Origin of the sequence: Streptomyces albicerus, from assembly GCF_008905045.1 — a bacterium.
Lineage (GTDB): Bacteria > Actinomycetota > Actinomycetes > Streptomycetales > Streptomycetaceae > Streptomyces > Streptomyces albicerus.
In genome coordinates this window covers 118,734-139,892 of record NZ_VWMY01000030.1, presented here as the reverse complement: position 1 = coordinate 139,892, position 21,159 = coordinate 118,734, and the positions used below count along the sequence as shown (strand labels likewise).

Genomic DNA, 21,159 nt, shown 5'->3' with positions numbered 1-21,159 from the left:
GGGACGGGTAGGGGCGGCGGGGGCGAAGAAAGGCCCGCCGCGGTCAGGCGCAGTCGGGCTCCCCGGCCGGGGCCGCGGCCGCGGCCGGAGAGGGATGCACGGCCGACTGCTGAAGATCGGCATCGAGTTGCGACAGATCCGCGTTGAGCGCCGCCATCAGCTCCTCCATCTGCTGCAGCAAACCCTTGGGCTGCGACGAGGGAACGGCTTCCTGGGACATGACGGCCTCCTCGGCCTTCGCCCTCCCCACGGGGGAGAACCGGCAACACGCCGACACCGACCGCCGGCGACGGGTGCCGGGCGGTCCGGCACCGCCCGAGCCAACGATCACCGCACAGGCGAGTCACTGGCACAGGCCCGCCCCGAGCATGGGATTGACGGATTTTCACCCGCCTGAGGACAAGGGGGACGGCGGGACCGATGGAGTTGACCGACGTTCGACCGCGCAGACCGTGCAGGATGGAGGCATGGATCTTCGAATCTTCACCGAGCCCCAGCAGGGCGCCACCTACGACACCCTTCTCACAGTCGCCAAGGCCACCGAAGACCTCGGCTTCGACGCCTTCTTCCGTTCCGACCACTACCTCCGCATGGGTTCCGTGGACGGCCTCCCGGGCCCCACGGACGCCTGGATCACCCTCGCCGGACTCGCCCGTGAGACCAAGCGCATCCGCCTCGGCACACTGATGACCGCCGCCACCTTCCGCCTCCCGGGCGTCCTGGCCATCGAGGTCGCCCAGGTCGACCAGATGTCCGGCGGACGCGTCGAACTGGGCCTGGGCGCGGGCTGGTTCGAGGAGGAGCACAAGGCGTACGGCATTCCGTTCCCGAAGGAGAAGTTCGCCCGCCTGGAGGAGCAGCTGGCGATCGTCACCGGACTGTGGCAGACGGAGGTCGGACAGAGCTTCAGCTACGACGGCACGTACTACCAGCTCACCGACTCGCCCGCGCTGCCCAAGCCCGCGCAGACCAAGGTGCCGGTGCTCATCGGCGGCCACGGCGCGACCCGTACGCCGCGCCTCGCGGGCCGGTACGCCGATGAGTTCAACATGCCGTTCGCGTCGGTCGAGGACAGCGAGCGTCAGTTCGGCCGGGTGAGGACGGCGGCGGAGGAGGCCGGCCGCAAGGGCACCGACCTCGTGTACTCCAACGCGCTCGTGGCCTGCGTCGGCAAGGACGACGCGGAGGTCGCCCGCCGCGCCGCCGCGATCGGCCGCGAGGTGGCGGAGCTGAAGGCGAACGGCCTGGCCGGCTCCCCGGACGAGGTCGTCGACAAGATCGGCCAATACGCGGAGATCGGCTCCCAGCGCGTCTACCTCCAGATCCTCGACCTCGACGACCTGGACCACCTGGACCTGATCTCGGCCCAGGTGCAGTCGCAGCTGTAGTGGCGATGAGTCCCGTTCCCCCGACCGGTGGGAAGAGCCCTGGTCGGGGGCGGGGCGGGCGGTCATAGTCGGAGGCCTGTTCCTGACGTACGGCTCAGACGGTTACCCGGGTCGGGGCCGCGGTGTGCTCGACGTCCGGGGCCGTCCGCCACAGCGCGGCCGAGAGCCACAGCAGGATGACGCCGACCAGGAGGTGCAGCGCGCTGGTGAGCAGGGAGTCGGGCAGCGCGGTCAGGAACGCGAACAGTGGCAGGACGACGGCGTACCCCCATGACGGGACCCTCGGCAGGACGCGGGCGCGGACCATCGCCGCTCCGAACAGGGCGCAGCCCACGGCGAAGACGGCCGCTGAGCCGATGAGCACGGGGATCGTGGGCCCGGTCAGTGTCTCCTCGATGACGTCGTCGTCGAAGTAGAACAGCACCAGGTTCGAGGCGAACGCGGCACTGCCGAACAGGCCGAGCCCGACGAGGTTCACGGTGTGGCCGACCTCGCCGAGGCGCCCGCCGGCCGGGCTCTGCCACCGGTGCAGCGCGGTGATCAGCGGCAGTGCGAACGCTGGGGACAGGGCGAAGAGGACGCTGGTCGCGGAGGTCTCTCCGGTGAACGCCTCGACCAGCGCGGGCAGGGCGATCAGCAGGCCGGACAGCAGCCCGCACAGGGCGCCGGCACGAAACGTCGATGGCGATGGCGCTGTCGATGAGGTGACGGACGAGGACATGATGCCGCTCCGGGTGCTCGGTCTGGCTCGGACAGTGGGTCAGGGCCGCAACCGTAGAGAGCGTCCGAGCAGCGCCAGGAGGTGAAGAACGGGGACATCGGAGGCCGAAGGTCACCATCTCCCGTGCGTTGTCCGGCCGTTCGGCACGTGTCGTTCGGCCTGACCCGGCCGGAGTTGTCGCGCCGGTGTCCCTCAGCCGTCGCGTTCGGCCTAGCCTGGCGGCAGCACAGCGGGTGAGGGGGTGTGCATGGCGGCGTATGTGCCCGTGCGGTGGGTGGCGCCGCTGCTGTATGGCGTGGTGCTCGTCGGCGGTCTGTACTACGCGGTGGCCGATCTGGGCGACGGGCCGGGTCCTGCGGTCTGGCGGACGGCCGGCTTCAGCGCAGCGATCGGGGCGCTGTTCGCCCTGGAGGCGGCCGGACGCCGCCGGCCCGCGGCCCGGGTGCCGGTGCTGCTGGCGCGCTGCGGTCTGATCGGCGCGGTGGTGCTCCTCGACGCCTCGGGACTGTCCCAAGTGCTGTTCGTGCTGCTGCCGTTCACCGCCTACTTCGCCTTCGGCCGTACGACCGCGCTCGCGCTTGGCGCGCTCTGCATGGCCGGGGTGCTCACCGCGTACGCGCTGACCGCCCCCGGCTGGTACCGCGACCTGGAGCATGTGTCCGACCTGCTGATGCTCTCCGTCGGCCTGGTGCTGGCGCTCTCGATGGCCGCGGTCGCCGTCGGCGAACAGCGCGCACGGCTCGAACTGGAGGAGTACGCCGCGCGGGTCGCCGAGCTGTCCGCCGCCACCGAACGCAACCGGCTGGCCCGCGACATCCACGACAGCCTCGGGCACCATCTCACCGCGATGTCCGTGCAGTTGGAGATGGCCTCGGACTTCCGTGCCCTGGATCCCGACGCGGCCCAGCGGGCGCTCAACGAGGCGAGGCGGTCGGTGAAGCTCGCACTGGGCGACGTACGGCACTCGGTCCGCGCGCTGCGCGGCGAGGCGGCGCACCCCACGCTGTCGGCGCAGCTCGCCGGCCTGACGCACGGCGGTGAGGCGCGGCCGCGGGTCACCGTCGAGGTGAGCGGCGACGAGGCCGGCTACGGCACGGCCGAACTGACCGCCCTGTACCGGGCCGCGCAGGAGGGCGTGACCAACGCACGCCGCCATGCACAGGCGACGCGGGTGACGGTGGCGGTCCAACTGGCCGAGGACGCCGCGCGGCTGGAGGTGACCGACGACGGCCGCGGCTTCGCGCCGGACGCGTCGGACGCCGGGTTCGGGCTGCTCGGGATGAGGGAGCGGGTGCACCTGGTGGCGGGGAGTGTCGACATCGACAGCGGCCCGGACGCCGGCACCCGGCTGACGGTGACCGTTCCGCGCGGGAAAACGGGGACTACGGGCACTACAGGCACTACAGGGGTGGCGGGGGAGATATGAACCTGGACGACAAGGAGCCGGCGCCGCCGGTGCGGGTGCTGGTGGTCGACGACCAGCGGCTCATCCGGGACGGCATCGCCTCCCTGCTCTCCATCCGGCCGGGCATCGCGGTCGTCGGCACGGCCGTGGACGGCCGCGACGCCGTGGCCAAGACGCTCGAACTGTGCCCGGACGTCGTGCTCATGGACGTCCGGATGCCGGAGATGGACGGCGTCGAAGCGGTGGCCGTCCTGCGCGGCCGGGCGCCGGAGTGCCGGGTGGTGATGCTGACGACGTTCGACGACGAGGAGTACGTCGTGCAGGCACTGCGGGCCGGCGCCCACGGCTATCTGCTCAAGGACCTGCCGGCCGAGGAACTCGCACACGCGGTCCGTCTGGCACACGCCGGTGTCACCCAGCTCGACTCGTCCGTCACCCGCCACCTCACCGCCTCCCTGCCGTCCCCCGGCCCCGCCCAGGCCCCCGCTGTCGGCCTGAGCCCACGCGAGACGGACATCCTGCGGCTCGTGGCTCAGGGCCACACCAACCGGGAGATCGCCGCGCGGCTGTACCTCAGCGAGGGCACGGTCAAGAACCACGTCTCCCGCATCCTCACCCGCCTCGCCCTGCGCGACCGCACCCAGGCGGCACTCCGCGCCCGGGACCTCGGCCTGCTGTGAGCCCCGCCCGTCGCCGGACACCGGGCGACCGCGGTACCCCCAAGTACTCCGTTGCGGATTGCTACGGACCCGCGTGCACCTGGCAGGCCCACAGGCTGGGCGTCGCGGGGTACGTGCCGCGCAGAGCCCGCACCGTGGTGTGCAGGGCCTCGGCTGTGCGGGCGACGTCCAGGCGGCCGTTGCCGGTGTGCAGTGCGCCGTACACGTCCTCGGCGACCCTGGCCCCGATCGTGTCGTCGACGTGCCACAGCGAGCCGACCACATGGGGGAAGCCCGCCATCTGGAAGGCGCTGACGATGTGCACGGCCTCGTCGGCGAGTTCGGGAGTGGTACGCAGCGTGTCGCAGGCGGACAGGTAGGCGAGCCGGACGCTGGGGAGGCGGAGTCGGGCCAGGTCGCGCACCGTCAGCGGGCGTTCGGCGTGGTCGTGCAGGACGAGGCGGTTGCCCGACGGACGCTGCAGATCGCCCTGGGCGTGGCAGGCGAAGTGGGCGTAGGCATGACGGGACAGGGCGGAGACGACCGCCGTATGCGTGGCGGACTCGCCGGACAGGACGGTGGCGGTGGGCAGCAGCCGCCCGAGTTGCTCGGCCTCGGCGCGGGCGGCGGGGAGCGGCGGCAGTCCGTCCGCCTCGGTGACCGCGACGACGAGGGTGCCGGTACCGGCCGGACGCGTGCTGAGGTCCCGGGCGTGGTGCAGGGCCCGCAGCGTCGGCGTGTAGGAGGAGACGGCGCGGTCGAGGGCGCCGGGAGAGCCGTCCGCCGGGCTTGCCGCGTGCAGGGGAAGCGAGCTGAGCGTTCCGCCGGGTGACCACCACAGGCGCGGCCAGGGGCCGTGCGGGTCGTGGCGGATTCCCAGGTGGTCGAGGACGGGGCCGGTGACCTGCCGCCACAGCCAGGCCAGGGTGTCGCGAACCTCTTCCTGGGCGCGCAGCGACTCCTTGGTGGTGGTGCGCGGATCGTCCAGCCGTCGCACGGCGTCCTGGAAGGCCTTCTCGTACCGGGCGACCTCGGGCGGGGTCAGGCCCGGCAGCGGTACGGCCTCGATGGCCGAGGCGGTGACGACAAGGGCGTCGCTGCCGAACTCCGAGACATTGACCAGGACGACGGGACCGTCGCAGGCCGTCGCGCGCAGTTCGCTCTCGGCCCACTCCCGTACCGGCCTGAAGAGCTGCAGCTCCGGGTGCTCGGCCCGGATGGTGGAGGTCAACTCCCGCCACTCGTCGGCGACTTGGTGACGCAGATCGGCGCGGGTGGACAGGGCGGGGATCGCGCCGCCGTCCGGGCCCGGGTCCAGCGGCCGGTCTTCCGGGAGTTGTTCACCGGCCGTCGCCGAGTCGAGGGTCTCCCGCAGGCGTTCGAAGCGGGCCGCGAGCTCCGGGGCCACCGCGCGGAGCCGCGTCAGATCGCCCGCGGCGTCGAAGGCGTGGGACAGCAGCACGCCCCGGGCCTGTTCGAGCAGCCGCACCGCGAGTCCGGGACGGCCGCACCGGACGGCGCAGGCCGCGGCGGACGCACCGAGTCCCGTGGTCTCGCTCAGTACGAACTCCTGGTCGTCACGGACCAGATGGCGCGGCGCGACCGAGGGCAGCAGGTCGACCGCGACGGTGAAGCCTTCCAGCGCGAGGTCCGGGCGCCCCAGCCGGGCCCAGATGGTGCCCCACTCCCGGGCCGCCTGCAGCCGTTCCGAAGGCGCGCCCCGCTGTTCGAGCGCCGCCGTCCGGAAGATGTCGGCGGCCTCCCGCAGGCCGGACCGGCCACGGCGGCCCGCACGTCGACCGCGGTACTGGAGCAGGGTGTTGGCGAGATACGTCAGCCGCCGGGTGCGGTCGGCGTGGCCGGGAGGGGTGGCGTCGGCCGCCCTGCGCAGCAGCTCGATCGCCTCGTCCTGGGCCCTGCGCGACCAGATGGCGCTCGGGGACACCGTGCGGACGGCGGCGGCCGTGGCCAGGACGTTCGGGAGCATGGGCGAGTCGTCCGGCAGGGCCGCCAGAGCCGCGTCCACCAGGGAGCGGGCCTCGCGTACGTCCGCGAGATCGTAGGAGTGGACGAGCCGGGCGACCAGGGCGATGGCGAGGTTGAGCCGACGGCGCGGCAGCAACGGGCTTTCGTCCGCGGTGAGTTGGACGGCCTCGCGGAGCAGGCCGACCGCCTCGGTCAGCGCGGTGGCGGGGTCGGCCACGCGCTCCGAGCTGTGCACCAGGGCGAGCCCCTTCGAGGACAGCAGCGCCGTGTGGTCCTCGGGCCCGGTGCCCGTCAGCGCCACGGCCCTGCGACGGCAGTTCAGGGACTCGTGGAGATCCGCGCTGTCACCGGCCACCTGGTAGCGGAGGTTCAGCGCCGTGCTCAGGTTCAGCAGGCGTCCGCCGAGCGCCGGGTGCCCTTTCTCGCTGGTGTCCACCGTCTCCCGCAGTACGCGGACCGCCTCGGCCAACTCCTCCACGTCGCGGGTGCGTTCGGTGCGGCTGTTCAGCATCCGGCCGAGGTTGTTCAGGGTCCCGGGCCGCTCCGGGTGACCGGCCGGCAACACCGCCGCGGCCCTGCGCAGCAGGGACACGGCCTCGTCGAGATCCGCCGTGCCGTCGGTGAGTTCGTACCGGGAGTGCAGCGCGAGCGCCAGATTGCCCAGGTGCCGGGCGGTGCCTGCGGTCACCTCGCCGGCCGTTGCCGCCGCCTCGCTCAGACAGCGGATCGCCGCGTCGAGATCGGCCCGGCCGCCGGTCAGTTTGTGGCGGGTGTACAGGGCGAGCCCCAGCGGGTTGAGCGCACTCCGGCGCTGCCACGGGTCGTCCTTCCCCAACTCCAGAGCCTCGGTGAGTACGGCCACGGCCTCGTCCAGGTCGGCCCGCCGCCCCACGCGCCCGTGCCGCTCGGTCAACACGGCGCCGACGTTCGCCAGGGCCGGGCCGCGCCCGTTCGGATCGCCGGTCACCGCCCGCCGGAAGAGGTGCACGACCTCGTCGTACTCCGCCGGTTCACCCCCCTCCCGGCGCAGCCGAAGCTGCAGCCGGTACGCCAGGTTGCTCAGGTGACGCGCGAAGTCGGCGTGGTCTTCGGGCAGTTGGGCCAGTACGTCGCGTGCGATGCCGATGGCCTCGTACAGGTCCTCGAGATCGTACGACCGCTCGTAGCGCACGCTCAGCCGGAGGCCGAGGTTGGCGAGCGCGGTGATCCGGTCGGGGGAGTCGGCTGGGGTGCGTTTGATCGCATGGTGCGTCAGGCGGATGGCCGAGTCCAGTGCTGTCCCGTCCGGTGCCGCGTCTCCCAGAGGGGGTCCTTCCCGTACGGGCCAGCTGCGATCGGTGAGGGACAGCGCGTGTGCCAGGTCGCCGGCGCGGCCCGGATGCCTCGGGTCGAGCTCGGGCGTCGCGAGGCAGGCGAGGAGGCCCGCGCCGACCGCGGTCCACAGCAGTTGCTGTCTGCTCTGCCCCGAGTCGGCGAGACGGGCGGCGAACGCGTAGATCTGCCGGGCCTGTTCGGAGGTGTCCACGGGCGGCGCGTGCTGCTGCCCCTCGACCGCGATCGCGCCCGCGGCGCACAGCGCCGACCACTCGGCGGGGCCGTCCGCGTGCGCGGGATCCGGCCGCTCACGGGGGTCCGTCGTGGCGAAGTTCGCCGCCAGTTCCTCCGGGGCGGCCGACGGGTCGGCGACCCACACCGGGAACAGCAGCATCCCGGCGGCCGCGCCCTCGCCGCCGCCCTGGCCCGCGGGAAGGACGGCGGCGCGGCCGAAGAACAGCCATCCGGCCGCGTGGCGCCCTTCCATGTCGGTGGCCGGGTCGATGGACTGCAGCAGAGCCCCGACATCGGCGTCCGCCGCAGGACCGAACAGGGCCTGCTCATCCTGCTGTTCGAACGCCCGCGCCAGGCGTGCGCGGACCGCCGCCAGCGCGCGCTCCCGGTCCTTCTCCGTCGTCATGGCCCCACCCCCGTATCGCACATCCGCTGAGACTCACGTCTCACTCTGCCTTCTCTGCGGCACACTTGAGGCATGACCGACCCGGCCGGAGACCGCGAACTCGCCCCGTACATACAAGCGTTGTGTGTGCTGCTCGGCGCCGAGCGCGAACTGCGGGACCTGCCGGACGTGCCCGAGGCGGCGGCGCGGGCGAAGTCCCTGGTCGTCGCGGGAGCGGACACGGAGGAGCTCAGGACCGCCTTCCGGAAACTGGAGGACGCGCTGCGCGCCGCCGGTGACGCCCGCGGACTGCTCGGCCGCTCACGGGGATATCCGGGACAACAAGCGCCCGGCGTCAGTACGCAGATCAGGGTGGCCGTGTGCCCGGGGCCGGTGCGGTGTACGCGGATGGAGCCGGCCCGTGATCTGTGGCCCGCGCCCCTGTGCGCCATCGGCGAGCAGCGCATGCGCAAGGTGCGCCTGCGGCCGGGTCCGTGACCTGTGCACCCGCTCCTGACCACCCTCGGCAGCCGACTGGCCGAACGCTGGCTCAACCTGCTGGTGCTGCCCGGCGCCCTCTATCTCGGCGCCGCGGCGGCCGGAACCACCCTGGGCCACGCACACTGGCACGACATCGACCGGCTCCGCACCGCCCTCGACGACTTCGCCGCACGCCCCGCGGCCGACCGGCCCGGCACCGCGGCCCTGCTGGTGGCGGCCGCCCTCCTGCTCGCGACCGCGGCCTCGCTGGCCGCGCAGTTCCTGGGCGGGACGATCGAGCGGTACTGGCTGCGAACGGCCCGGGACCCGGCGTCGTACGCCCTCGTGAAGCGGCGCGGGCGGCGCTGGGACCGCAGGGAGCACGAGCGACTGGACGCGGTACGCCGCCATGCCGAGGCGGCGTTGCGCCGGCCGAGGCAGGACGACAGCGCGGTGCGGCCGGGTGATGACGAACTGGTCGTCCAGCCGGGCCAGTTGGCCGAGATCCGGGCCCGCACCGCCGCCCGCGACCGCATCGCCGCCCTCCGGCCGGTTCGCCCCACCTGGTACGGCGACCGCATGGAGGCTGCGGCCGAACGCGTCCACGACGCCTACGGCGTGGACCTCGCCGCCTTGTGGCCACGCCTGTGGCTAATCCTGACCGAGCCCGCGCAGCGGCAGATCCAGACGGCCCGCGACTCCTTCTCCGTCTCCGCGCGCCTGGCGGCCTGGGCCGTCGGCTACGGACTGCTCGCCGTGTGGTGGTGGCCGAGCGCGCTGGTCGCGATCGGCTGCGCGCTGACGGCTCGTACCCGCGCCCGCGATTCCGTGGCCTCGTTGGCGGAGCTCATGGAAGCCGCGGTGGATGTGCACGGCCGTGAACTGGCTGCCCTGGTCGGGCTGATCACCGCGGATTCGCCCGGCCGGTTGGACCGCGACACCGGGGACCGGTTGTCGGAGCTCTTCAGGAAGGCCGGTTGACCTTGTGCGGCGGAGCGAAAATGCCTGAGTACGCCAGGGATGTTCGCTGTAGTTTGTGCAGGCGCGCCGGTGTTCGACGGCACGGCAATGTTCCGCAGTTCAGAAGACGTTTCGAGGCGTACCCACAGTGTTCCTGACGATCAGTACCACCGGCACCGCAGAGCGCCCGGCGACCGACCTCGGCTTCCTGCTGCACAAGCATCCCGACAAGGCGCAGGCGTTCTCCACCTCCTACGGCAAGGCGCACGTCCTCTACCCGGAGGCGAGCGCCGAGCGCTGCACGGCGGCGTTGCTGTTGGAGGTCGACGCGGTGGCACTGGTCCGGCGCGGCAAGGGCAAGGGCCGCGGCGGAGCCCCGGACGCGGCCCTCGCGCAGTACGTCAACGACCGGCCGTACGCCGCGTCGTCCCTGCTCGCCGTGGCGCTGAGCAGCGTGTTCTCCAGCGCGATGAAGGGCACCTGCCAGGCGAAGCCCGACCTGCCGGCGCGGCCGCTGCCCCTGCGCGTCGAGGTGCCCGCGCTGCCCGCCCGCGGTGGCGCCGAACTCGTACACAAGCTCTTCGAGCCCCTCGGCTGGACGGTGACCGCGGCCCCCGTCGCGCTGGACACCGAGTTCCCGGAGTGGGGCGACTCCCGCTACGTGAGCCTCGTACTGGACGGTGAGCAGCGCCTCGCCGACGCGCTGCGGCACCTCTACGTGCTGCTTCCCGTGCTCGACGACGCCAAGCACTACTGGGTCGCGACCGACGAGGTCGACAAGCTGCTGCGGGCCGGCGAGGGCTGGCTGTCCGAGCACCCGGAGCAGAAGCTGATCACCAGCCGCTATCTGTCGCGCCGCTGGTCGCTGACCCGGCAGGCCATGGAGCGACTGGAGCTCGTACGGCTCGCCGAGGCGGACGACAGCGAGGTCGAGGAGATCGACAACGCCGTCGACGAGCAGACGGACACGGAGGAGAAGCCCGTACCGCTCGCCGTTCAGCGGCGGGACGCGATCGTCGCCGCTCTGAAGGCCGCCGACGCGGCACGCGTGCTCGATCTCGGCTGCGGACAGGGCCAGTTGGTGCAGGAGCTGCTGAGGGACCCGCGCTTCACCGAGATCGTCGGGGTCGACGTCTCGATGCGGGCGCTCACCATCGCCTCCCGGCGGCTCAAGCTGGAGCGGATGGGCGAGCGGCAGGCCGAGCGCGTCAAGCTCGTGCAGGGCTCGCTCGCGTACACCGACAAGCGGCTCAAGGGGTACGACGCCGCGGTGCTCTGCGAGGTCATCGAACACCTCGACCTGCCGCGGCTGCCCGCTCTGGAGTACGCCGTGTTCGGTTCCGCGCGCCCCAGGACCGTGATCGTGACGACGCCGAACGTCGAGTACAACGTCCGCTGGGAGACCCTCCCGGCCGGCCATGTCCGGCACGGCGACCACCGCTTCGAGTGGACACGTGAGCAGTTCCGGGCCTGGGCGGGGGAGGTGGCCGAACGGCACGGGTACGGCGTGCAGTTCGTACCCGTCGGACCCGACGACCCCGAGGTGGGGCCGCCGACCCAGATGGCCGTGTTCACGGCTACCGCTACCACCACCGCTCAGCGCGCGAAGGAGGAGAAGGCCGCATGACCAGCAACGAAACCAGGGTGCGTACCCTGCCCGTCACCGACCTCTCCCTCGTCGTCATGATCGGCGCGTCCGGCTCGGGCAAGTCCACCTTCGCCCGTAAGCACTTCAAGCCGACCGAGGTCATCTCCAGCGACTTCTGCCGCGGCCTCGTCGCCGACGACGAGAACGACCAGAGCGCCAGCCGGGACGCCTTCGACGTCCTGCACTACATCGCGGGCAAGCGGCTCGCGGCGGGCCGGCGCACGGTCGTCGACGCGACCAACGTGCAGCAGGAGAGCCGCAAGCAGCTGATCGAACTCGCCAGGAAGTACGACGTGCTGCCCATCGCCATCGTGCTCGACGTGCCCGAGGAGGTGTGCGCCGAGCGCAACTCCTCGCGCACCGACCGCGCCGACATGCCGCGCCGCGTGATCCAGCGCCACACACGCGAACTGAGGCGCTCCCTGCGGCACTTGGAGCGCGAGGGGTTCAGGAAGGTGCACATCCTGCGGGGTGTGGAGGAGATCGAGAGCGCCGGGGTCCGCACCGAGAAGCGGTTCAACGACCTGACGCACCTCACCGGTCCGTTCGACATCATCGGCGACATCCACGGCTGCGCCTCCGAACTGGAGTCGCTGCTCGGCAAGTTGGGCTATGTGGACGGGGCGCACCCGGAGGGCCGTACGGCGGTCTTCGTCGGCGACCTCGTCGACCGCGGTCCGGACACCCCGGGCGTGCTGCGCCGTGTGATGTCCATGGTCGCCTCGGGCGACGCGCTGTGCGTGCCCGGCAACCACGAGAACAAGTACGGGCGTTACCTCAAGGGCCGCAAGGTCCAGCACACGCACGGCCTCGCCGAGACGATCGAGCAGATGGAGGACGAGAGCGAGGAATTCAAGCAGCGGGTACGGGAGTTCGTGGACGGGCTCGTCAGCCACTACGTGCTCGACGGCGGCCGACTCGTCGTCTGCCACGCCGGACTGCCCGAGAAGTACCACGGGCGTACGTCGGGCCGGGTCCGCTCGCACGCGCTGTACGGCGAAACGACCGGTGAGACCGACGAGTTCGGGCTGCCGGTGCGCTACCCGTGGGCCGAGGACTACCGGGGCCGGGCCGCGGTCGTCTACGGCCACACCCCCGTGCCGGAGGCCACCTGGCTGAACAACACCATCTGCCTCGACACCGGTGCCGTGTTCGGCGGCAAGCTCACCGCGCTGCGCTGGCCGGAGCGCGAACTCGTCGACGTACCGGCCGAGCGGGTCTGGTACGAGCCGGTCAAGCCGCTGGCCTCCGAGGCACCCGGCGGACACGAGGGGCGGCCGCTCGACCTCGCGGACGTGCACGGCCGCCGGGTCGTCGAGACCCGGCACGCCGGACGGGTCTCCGTACGCGAGGAGAACGCGGCCGCGGCCCTGGAGGTCATGAGCCGCTTCGCCGTGGACCCGCGGCTGATGCCGTACCTGCCGCCGACCATGGCACCCACCGCGACGTCCCGGGTCGAGGGCTACCTGGAGCACCCGGCCGAGGCCTTCGAGCAGTACCGGGCGGACGGCGTCGAGCGGGTCGTGTGCGAGGAGAAGCACATGGGGTCGCGGGCGGTGGCGCTGGTGTGCCGGGACGCGGAGGTCGCGCACGAGCGGTTCGGCGCGGGCGGCGGCGTGTCCGGCTCGCTGTACACCCGTACCGGCCGGCCCTTCTTCACCGAGTCGATCAGCGGCTCCGCCGCGGGTACCGCCGTCACCGAGGAGATCCTCGGCCGACTGCGGTCCGCCGTCACGGAGGCCGGTCTGTGGGAGGAGCTGGAGACGGACTGGGTGCTGCTCGACGCCGAGCTGCTGCCCTGGTCGCTCAAGGCGTCCGGACTGCTGCGCTCGCAGTACGCCGCCGTCGGGGCCGCGGCCGGAGCCGTGTTCCCGGGAGCGGTCGCAGCCCTCGAAGGAGCCGCGGCGCGTGGCGTCGACGTGGCGGACCTGCTCGCCAAGCAGCGCGAACGGGCCGTCGACGCGGCCTCCTTCACCGACGCGTACCGGCGTTACTGCTGGACCACAACCGGCCTCGACGGCGTCCGCCTCGCCCCCTTCCAGATCCTGGCCGTGCAGGGCCGGAGCCTCGCGGGCGTACCGCACGACGAACAGCTCACGCTGATCGACCGCCTGGTGGCGGGCGACCCGACCGGGCTTCTCCAGACCACCCGACGGCTCTTCGTCGACACGGGCGACCCCGCGTCGGTCCGGTCCGGCGTCGACTGGTGGCTCGAGATGACCGGCCGCGGCGGCGAGGGCATGGTCGTGAAGCCCGTCCAGGCCGTGGTGCGCAGCGCGGAGGGACGACTGGTCCAGCCCGGCATCAAGTGCAGGGGCCGGGAGTACCTCCGGATCATCTACGGACCCGAGTACACCCGTCCCGAGAACCTCGACCGGCTGCGCGGCCGCTTCCTCAACCACAAGCGCTCGCTGGCCCTTCGCGAGTACGCACTCGGGCTCGAGGCGCTGGACCGGCTCGCGGAGGGGGAGCCGTTGTGGCGGGTGCACGAGGCGGTGTTCGGGGTGCTGGCGTTGGAGTCGGAGCCGGTGGATCCGCGGCTGTGAGCGTCGGATTCCGGCCAGGTCGCCCCTGAGACGGGCAATCGTCCGGACTTCACGTTTCCCGACCCCAAATGCCCCTGGTTAACAGCCAGTTGGCATGCTAACTTCGCAGGTCGGTCAGGCAGGTGTACCGGCTCATGGGGGAAGGTCGGTGGAGACAGGAGCGGGTTCCGGCGAGCCCGGTGGCGAGTCCGGGCGTGCGCCGGGACTCGAGTTGCTGTTCCAGTTGACCGAGGCCCTGTGCGAGTTGAGCTGCCTGGAGGATCCGCAAGGGCGCGTGCAGTTCGCCGTGGTGCTCGGGGAACAGCTGAGCCAACAGGTCGACGTGCGCGGCAGCAAGTTGCGCGAGGACGCCGTGACGATGGTGCGTGCGGCGTTGAGTGTGATGGGTGGGGAGCACGTACTGGTAGGGGTGGTCCGAGTCTTCGAGGGTGAAGAGGCGGCCGCCGGGTTCGAGCGGATGCTCGTTCCCGTCGCCCCGCCCGCCGCATCCATGATGCTGCCCGGCCCGCTGTCCGAGTACGACAAACACAAGGCGCGCGCCCTTCTGGACGCCGCCAAGGGCGAAGTCTCGGCGATCCGGCTGCGGGACGAACTCGTCGAGGAACTGCACGGGGTGGACCTGCCCCTCGGGCTGACACCCGAACAACTCCTCACCTGTGTCGCTGAGTTGAACGCCCAGCCCGACGGTCTGCCGCCCGCCGTGCTCCTCCTCGAACAGGCCTCCCGGCTCGCCGGGGCGCCCGGTCATCGCGCCGAACTGGCCGCCTGGGTCGAGGGATGGGCACAGCGCGCCGATCTGACCGGAGCCTTGGAGCGCCGCCGGGCCCGGCCTGCCGCCATGGAGTACGACCCGGAGATCCCGCGCTGTCTGATCGTGGCCGCCGAACCGGCCAGGGACGGCTCGGGCGAGATCGTCGTACGCCCCTGGCTCAACACCGCGCCCGGCCGCTGGGACCCGCAGCCGGGCGAGCCCGCCACCACCGATCTCGACGGCCTCGGGGCGGCTGTCGAGCGTGCGTTGCGCCAGGGGGCCCGGCTGTGGCCCGCGCAGCGCGAGCCCGATCCCGGTGGACCCGAACAGCCGCCGCCGTACATAGAGTTCGTCCTTCCGTATGACCTCCTCAACCACGATGTGGCCGGGCTGAAGCTCGGTTCGGGCGACGGGAGACCGCTGCCGCTCGGGCTGAAGTACGGGGTGCACTTACGCAGTCTGGAGCGGATGCGTACCGACGACGTACTGGTCAGACTCCAGTGGCAGGAGCGCTGGCAGACCCTGAGGCAGCACGGGGTCGCGGTGCACGGCTGGAGGGAACCCGACGCGCAGCGGCTCGACGAGTGGCAGACGTCCCTCGCCGGGGAAAGCAGGCATACGGCCGTTGTGCTCGACGCTCCGGCCGGTGCCTCCGCCCTTGAGGCGTTCAAGGCCGCCATCGCCGAGGGGATCGGGCTGGCGATCTGGGACCGCAGGGGAGTCTTCGCCGAGGAGCGGCGCGAAGTGGTGACCGCCGTGTTCGCGTCGGTGCCGACGCCCGCACAGATTCCGATGGCCATCCACCGCCTTCGTCGAAAAGCGGAACTCAACACCCAGGGCCCCCTGTTGCTGGGGCGGCACATTGCCTTCTTCTGGGACGACCCCACCCGACTCGTCGACATCCAGACCACTGACCCCGGCGATCTCGCCAGCGAGGAGGCACCTGCATGAGCGCGCACGAGCAGCAGGACATGAGCGGGTCGGGGCAGCCGGAGGAGTCGGATTCGCACGGCTGGCGCGTGTTCCACGCCACCGGGCGCGCTCCCGGCGGTCCGCAGCCGCAGCTGCCCGAGGCACCGCCGTGGCGCCGGTTCCGCGGTGGCCCGCCCCAGCCCTCGCCGCCGGAGGACGAGGAGGCCGCGCTGCGCCGGCTGGGTCCCGGCGACGCCATGCCCCAGCTCGGCGCCGAGGAGATCGACACCGTCAACGCCGCGTTGCTGCTGCGCAGGCCCCTGTTGATCACCGGGCCGCCGGGGATCGGCAAGTCCACGCTCGCCTATCTGATATCCCGCGAACTGGGCCTCGGGCGTGTCCTGGAGTGGAACATCGTCAGCCGCACGACCCTGCGGGACGGCCTCCACGTTCACGACGCCATGGGGCGCGCCCAGGCCATCGCCGCCTGGCGGCAGGCCGGCCTGGGGGAGGTGCCGTCCGCGGGGGCACCGGAGGGAGCGGCCGAAGAGGCTGCCGCCCAGATTGACGTGACTGATCGTCAAAAAGCTCCTGTTCTTGGCGACTTCATCACTCTTGGGCCCCTTGGGACGGCCCTGCTGCCCTACGATCGACCCCGGACTCTCCTGATCGACGAACTCGACAAGAGCGACATCGATCTGCCCAACGACCTGTTGCACGTCCTGGAGAACGGCAGTTATGAAATCCCGGAGCTGGTGCGCGACGCCGCCGACACCGCGCGCGTGCACACCAGCGATCCCGGAGGGCATGCCGTCGTGGCCGGCGGCCGGGTCGAGTGCCGCGAGTTCCCCGTCGTCGTGATCACCAGCAACGGAGAGCGGGAGTTTCCCGCGGCCTTCCGCAGGCGCTGTCTGCCGCTGGAGATGCGCACCCCGACCCGGGAGCAGCTTCTGGCCATTGTGGAAGGCCACTTGAGGGCCCGGCCGCAGGGCGCGGAAGCCCTCGTGGACCTGTTCGTACAGCGGGTACAGGCGGGTGGCACACACTCACTGGATCAGTTGCTGAACGCTGTCCAGTTGACTACTGCGGGTGGTTTCCAGGCCGAGGGTGACGGGCGTAAGCTCTTGGAAATGCTCCTACGCGACCTCGCGAAGGGCCGCTGAATGACCGGCTTTCCCAGGGAGCGCGCATCCGAATTCGGCGACGGTGACCCCACCTCGGGGACGTCGTCCGCTTCGGTGTTCCCCGAGTCCGTCGAGTACGCGAGTCGGCACGGAGCGCGGCCCGGCTCCGCCCTGGAGCGGGACGCCGGAGGCCGCGAGCGGCCCTCCGAAGCCGAGAGCGAGACCGGGCCGCACTGGCAGGAGATCGCCGACGCCGTCTGGCTGGCCGGTCACTGGATGCGCCACGGCCGCCCTGCCACCGCCGGGCCGGTGTCCGGCGACGACGCCGCAGCCGCGCACCGGCCGGCCGGCCGCCCCTCGTCCCCCGACGCCGCCGGACCGGAGACCGACGGCGAGGACGCACGCGGGACCGACGGATGCTCCGACGGTCCCGCGGACCTGCCCTCCGACGACGTACCGCCCGCGGCGTTACCCCTCCCGGACGGGGGCCGCGGCGACGGCGAGCACCCCGGCGGACAGCCCTCGCGCCGCGATCCCCTCCCGCGGCCCCGGCGGACCGGTGTCGGCGCGCCGGGGCTCCCGCTGTCTCCCCGCCTGTTACCGGCCCCCGACCCCGAGGGGACCGGGACGGTTCCCCTGGGGCGGCCTCTGCTGCCCGGGTCCGAGCCCGCCGCACCCGCCCCCGGCCGGCGCACGGCCCTGCTCGCCCGCGCCCTGCACCGGCTCGCCCGCCGTGTGCCCTCCCGCAGCACGACGGAACTCGACGAGGAGACCACCGCGGAACGGGGCGTCGTGGACGGCATGTGGATGCCCTTTCTGCGGCCCGCCCGTACCTCCGCCTTCGATCTGGTGCTGCTCGTCGACGACGCCCCCACGATGCGGATCTGGGAGGACACCACGGCCCGCCTCGCCGAGGCCGCCGAACAGAGCGGTGCCTTCCGGGTCGTACGCACCGTCAGGGTGAGCCTGCCGCGCACGGGCGACCCCACCCTGCGCTGGGCCACCGGACGGGTCGTGACGTCCCCCGCCGAGCTGCTCGACGGAGGCGGCGGCCGGGTCTTCCTGGTCGTCACCGACGGCCTGGGCCACGGTTGGATCTCCCCCGCCGCGGACGCGCTGCTCGGCCGCCTCGCGGGCGCCGGGCCCACGGCCCTGATCCATCTGCTCCCGCCCCACCTGCGCCACCGCTCCTCCCTCTACCCGTACCCGGCGGTGCTGGAGGCCGGCGGATTCGGCGCCGCCAATGTCGGCCTCGCGGACTGGGCGTCGCCCGGCGGACCCGACCCGATGCGTCCCCTGCCGGAGGCGGGCGACGGATCCGTGCCGGTTCCCGTGCTGTCCCTGAAGCCCGGTTCGATCGCCGCCTGGGCCGACCTCGTCACGGGCAAGCGCGGTGTGCGTCGCGCGCTGCCCGTGGTGCTGGCGGGCACCCTCACGAAGGGGGCTCCCGCGCCGGGACTGCGCGCGCCGCGGCTCCCGCGCGCCGCGGCGGCCGCCGTGCGCCGGTTCTTCACCCTCGCCACACCGGCCGCCCGCCGGCTCGCCACCCAGCTCGCCGCCGTTCCGTTCGAGTTCGACCTCGTCGAGCAGCTGCGCAAACGGATCATGCCGGAGACCGGGCCCGACCACGTCGCCGAGATCCTCATGGGCGGTCTGATCGACTGGGACAGCGGCGGCGACGGTCGCCCGGAGTTCGCGGAAGGCGTGCGGGAGGCCCTGCTGGCGGCCATGACGAGGACCCAGCTCGCGCTCACCGTCAGCATGTTGGGTGATCTGCCGGCCGCGGGGGAGGGCGGTGTCGCCCTGCGCGCAGCGTTACGCGACCCGGCGGGCGCCACGCTGCCCGATCCCGGCGAGCGCGGCTGGCTGCGGACCGAACTGGCCGTCATGCGGGCACTGGCAGGTCCCTACTCCGAACGTGCGAAACGCATCGACTCCGGCCTCGCCAGGCTTGCGCCCCCTGCCATGCCCGGACTCACATCCGCGCCTGCTGTGACCCCAAACCACCCGGAAAGTCCCGGATCGTCCGGTGGCGGGGAGGGCAGTGATCCAGCGTCGGACGTCCCCGATCCACCTGGAGAGCCCGTGCCGCTGGTTACCGACACGTCCCGAACAGAAGCCCCGGAGGCTGAGCCGCCCATGCAGAGCACCACGACCGGAACGTCGGCCCTATTGGTGAGCGTTCCCCTGCGGAACACCTCGTTCGTGGGCCGCACGGCGTTGCTCCGTGCCGTGGAGGACCAACTCGGCGCCCAGGACACCGCGGCCGTGCTACCGCACGCGCTGCAGGGCATGGGCGGCGTGGGAAAGAGCCAGCTGGCGCTCGAGTACGTCTACCGGCACCAACGCGACTACAAGGTGATCTGCTGGATCCCCGCCGAGCGGGAGAGCCTCATCCTGGCGGCACTCGCCGGCCTGGCCGCGCGCCTGCGGATCGCCCCGGGGCAGGAGGGTGGCCTCCCCGCCGCCAACACGGCCGTGCCCGCCGTCCTGGAGGCACTGCGCACCGGAATTCCGTACGACAACTGGCTGCTCGTCTTCGACAACGCCGAGAACGTCGAAGCGGTCCGCTCCTACTTCCCTGCCAACGGACCGGGAAAGATCATCGTCACCTCCCGGAACCGCGACTGGGAACGGGTCGCCACCCCGCTGCCGGTGAACGTCTTCGAGCGCGGCGAGTCGATCCAGCTCCTTCAGAAGCGTTCCCCCGATCTCTCGGAGGGCGACGCCGACCGGCTCGCCGACGCCCTGGGCGACCTGCCGCTCGCCGTGGAACAGGCGGGTGCCTGGCGCGCCGTCACGGGCATGCTCGTCGACGACTACCTGGCGCTGCTGAACGAGCGCAGTCCCGAGATCCTGCACCTCGACCCGAACCCCGACTACCCGGTCTCCGTCGCCGCGGCCTGGGACATCTCGCTGGAGCGGATCAAGGAGAACAACCCAGGCGCCCGTGAACTCCTCGACATCTGTGCCTGCATGGCCCCCGAGCCCGTCCCGCTCTCCATGCTGCGCGGCAAGCGCGGCGTCGACATCACCCCCGACGTCGACCCCCTCCTGCGCGAGTCCATCAAACTGAGCCGGGCCATCCGGGACCTGAACCAGTTCTCCCTGGTGAAGCTGGACCTGCGCTCGGACACCCTGCAGATGCACCGCCTGCTGCAGAACGTACTCCTCGCCAAACTGAGCACCGAAGAGCGCGACCGTATGCGGGAGGCCGCGCACCAGCTGCTGTCGGCGGCCAAGCCCGGACACTACGCCTCGTCCGTCGAATGGCCGGCCTACCAGGCGCTGCTGCCTCATGTGCAGACGTCCCAGGCGGTCACCAGCACGGACACGTGGGCGCGCGAGCTGGTCTACGACACTGTGCTGTTCCTCTACTACTGGGGAGACCACGAGAACGCGGTCGAGCTGGCCCGGCAGGCCTGGCGCACCTGGCTCGCGGCCTCGGGCGAGGAGAACATCCACGTCATCCGGATCGCGAAGATCTTCGCCTTCGTACTGCGTATCGTCGGTGAGGTCGAGGAGTCCATCCAGCTCAACGAGAGGGCCCTCGAGGTGTCGCGCCGGGCGGACGTCGACGCGGAGGACCTCATCGACTCCATGTCGCAGCTGGCTGCCGCACGGCGTCACCAGGGCCGGTTCCAGGAGGCGGAGGATCTCGACCGGGAGGCCACCGAGCGGGCCCGCACCCTGTTCGGGCCGGAGGACCCCAGCACCCTGAGCGCCGCGCACGGCTGGGGCGTCTCGCTGCGTCTGTGCGGCGAGTACGCCCAGGCGGTGCCCCTGGACCGGGAGACGGCCCGGCTGCGTGACCTGCTCTTCGGCCCCAACAGCGGCCTGACCCTCAACACCCTCAACGGTCTCGCGATCGACATGCGCGAGGCGGGCGACTACCCGGGCTCCCGCGACTTCCAGGAGGACGTCTACCGCAGGGTGCGCGAGCTGTTCGGCGGGGAGAACATCACCACGCTGCGGCTCGCGCGCAACCTCGCCGTCTGCAGGCGCCGCGACGGAGCCGTCGCGGAGGCCGCCAAGCTCTCCGAGGAGACGCTGCGCCGCCTCATGCTCGGCTACGGCCGTGATCACTACGACACGCTGTCGACAGCGATCAACGTCGTCGTCGACCGCCGCCTCACGGGCGACCTCGAGCAATCGCGCGAACTCGGCGAGGACACGGCACGGCGCTACGGGCACCGTCTCGGCGAGGACCACGCGTACACCCTGATCACGAAGGCCAATCTGGCCGCCACCCTGAGGGCCCTCGGCGCCCTGGAAGGGGCGCGGGAGCTCGATGACGACGCGGCCCGCCGGCTCACCGACACCCTCGGGCCCCGCCATGTGACGACGCTGACCGTCGCGCTCGGCCGGGCCAACACGGCATACGCGGGCCTGGACTTCGACCAGGCCCGGGAGATCGACGAGGCCACTCTGCCGCTGCTGACCGAGATCGCGGGCGAGGATCACCCGCTGACCCTGTCGTGCACCGCGAACCTCGCCATCGACCTGCGGGGCCTGGGCCGCGGTGCCGAAGCGGACGAACTGGAGCGCAAGGCGGTGGAGGGGTTCACCCGGGTGGTCCGGGGCGACCACCCCTGGCTCCTGGCGGCCCGTCAGCGGCGGCGCATCGAGTGCGACATGGCACCGGT

13 protein-coding genes are annotated in these 21,159 nt (G+C 72.1%); 10 read left to right on the top strand and 3 right to left on the bottom strand.

Translation table 11 applies throughout. The annotated features are described in order from the left end of the window. Positions 1–43 precede the first annotated feature (43 nt). Positions 44–220: a hypothetical protein gene (locus tag GAS53_RS55335; protein ID WP_192583300.1), complete on the bottom strand. Its 177-nt coding sequence runs from the start codon at positions 218–220 to the stop codon at positions 44–46. A gap of 247 nt (positions 221–467) precedes the next feature. Here GAS53_RS55335 and GAS53_RS27135 point away from each other — a divergent pair, with 247 nt between their 5' ends. Then, positions 468–1,388 (top strand): LLM class F420-dependent oxidoreductase, encoded by a 921-nt coding sequence (locus tag GAS53_RS27135; RefSeq protein WP_151480334.1) that lies wholly within the window; start codon positions 468–470, stop codon positions 1,386–1,388. Positions 1,389–1,482: 94 nt separating this feature from the next. Here the strand turns inward: GAS53_RS27135 and GAS53_RS27130 are convergent, their stop codons facing one another. Continuing rightward, positions 1,483–2,109 carry a hypothetical protein gene (locus tag GAS53_RS27130; protein ID WP_151480333.1) on the bottom strand — a complete coding sequence of 209 codons (627 nt, stop codon included), beginning with the start codon at positions 2,107–2,109 and terminating at the stop codon, positions 1,483–1,485. Positions 2,110–2,356: 247 nt separating this feature from the next. On the opposite strand from GAS53_RS27130, the gene GAS53_RS27125 reads away from it, so the two are divergent. Then, on the top strand, positions 2,357–3,535 hold the full coding sequence (locus GAS53_RS27125; protein ID WP_151480332.1) for a sensor histidine kinase: 1,179 nt from the start codon (positions 2,357–2,359) through the stop codon (positions 3,533–3,535). After that, positions 3,532–4,194 (top strand): response regulator, encoded by a 663-nt coding sequence (locus tag GAS53_RS27120; protein ID WP_151480331.1) that lies wholly within the window; start codon positions 3,532–3,534, stop codon positions 4,192–4,194. The genes GAS53_RS27125 and GAS53_RS27120 overlap by 4 nt, the downstream gene beginning before the upstream one ends. Positions 4,195–4,255: 61 nt before the next feature. Here GAS53_RS27120 and GAS53_RS27115 read toward each other — a convergent pair whose 3' ends face one another. Continuing rightward, positions 4,256–8,113 carry a CHAT domain-containing protein gene (locus GAS53_RS27115; RefSeq protein WP_151480330.1) on the bottom strand — a complete coding sequence of 1,286 codons (3,858 nt, stop codon included), beginning with the start codon at positions 8,111–8,113 and terminating at the stop codon, positions 4,256–4,258. Positions 8,114–8,185: 72 nt separating this feature from the next. Between GAS53_RS27115 and GAS53_RS27110 the strand changes: the two genes are divergently transcribed. The 7 genes from GAS53_RS27110 to fxsT all read left to right on the top strand — a co-directional run. Beyond that, positions 8,186–8,590, top strand: coding sequence for a hypothetical protein (locus GAS53_RS27110; RefSeq protein ID WP_151480329.1), 405 nt, complete (start codon positions 8,186–8,188; stop codon positions 8,588–8,590). 3 nt (positions 8,591–8,593) lie between these two features. Then, the gene (locus GAS53_RS27105; RefSeq protein ID WP_151480328.1) at positions 8,594–9,553 is read left to right on the top strand and encodes a hypothetical protein; all 960 of its coding nucleotides are present in this window, start codon (positions 8,594–8,596) and stop codon (positions 9,551–9,553) included. 127 nt (positions 9,554–9,680) lie between these two features. Continuing rightward, positions 9,681–11,159 carry a 3' terminal RNA ribose 2'-O-methyltransferase Hen1 gene (locus tag GAS53_RS27100; RefSeq protein ID WP_151480327.1) on the top strand — a complete coding sequence of 493 codons (1,479 nt, stop codon included), beginning with the start codon at positions 9,681–9,683 and terminating at the stop codon, positions 11,157–11,159. After that, a complete protein-coding gene (locus tag GAS53_RS27095) occupies positions 11,156–13,726 on the top strand; it encodes a polynucleotide kinase-phosphatase (protein ID WP_151480326.1) in 2,571 nt (856 codons plus the stop codon). The genes GAS53_RS27100 and GAS53_RS27095 overlap by 4 nt, the downstream gene beginning before the upstream one ends. A gap of 148 nt (positions 13,727–13,874) precedes the next feature. Then, positions 13,875–15,428 (top strand): VMAP-C domain-containing protein, encoded by a 1,554-nt coding sequence (locus GAS53_RS27090; protein ID WP_151480325.1) that lies wholly within the window; start codon positions 13,875–13,877, stop codon positions 15,426–15,428. Continuing rightward, on the top strand, positions 15,425–16,552 hold the full coding sequence (locus GAS53_RS27085; protein ID WP_151480324.1) for an AAA family ATPase: 1,128 nt from the start codon (positions 15,425–15,427) through the stop codon (positions 16,550–16,552). Before GAS53_RS27090 ends, GAS53_RS27085 begins: the two co-directional genes overlap by 4 nt. After that, on the top strand, positions 16,553–21,159 hold a 4,607-nt coding region (gene fxsT, locus GAS53_RS27080), incomplete at its 3' end, for an FxSxx-COOH system tetratricopeptide repeat protein (RefSeq protein ID WP_151480346.1). It lies immediately after the preceding gene.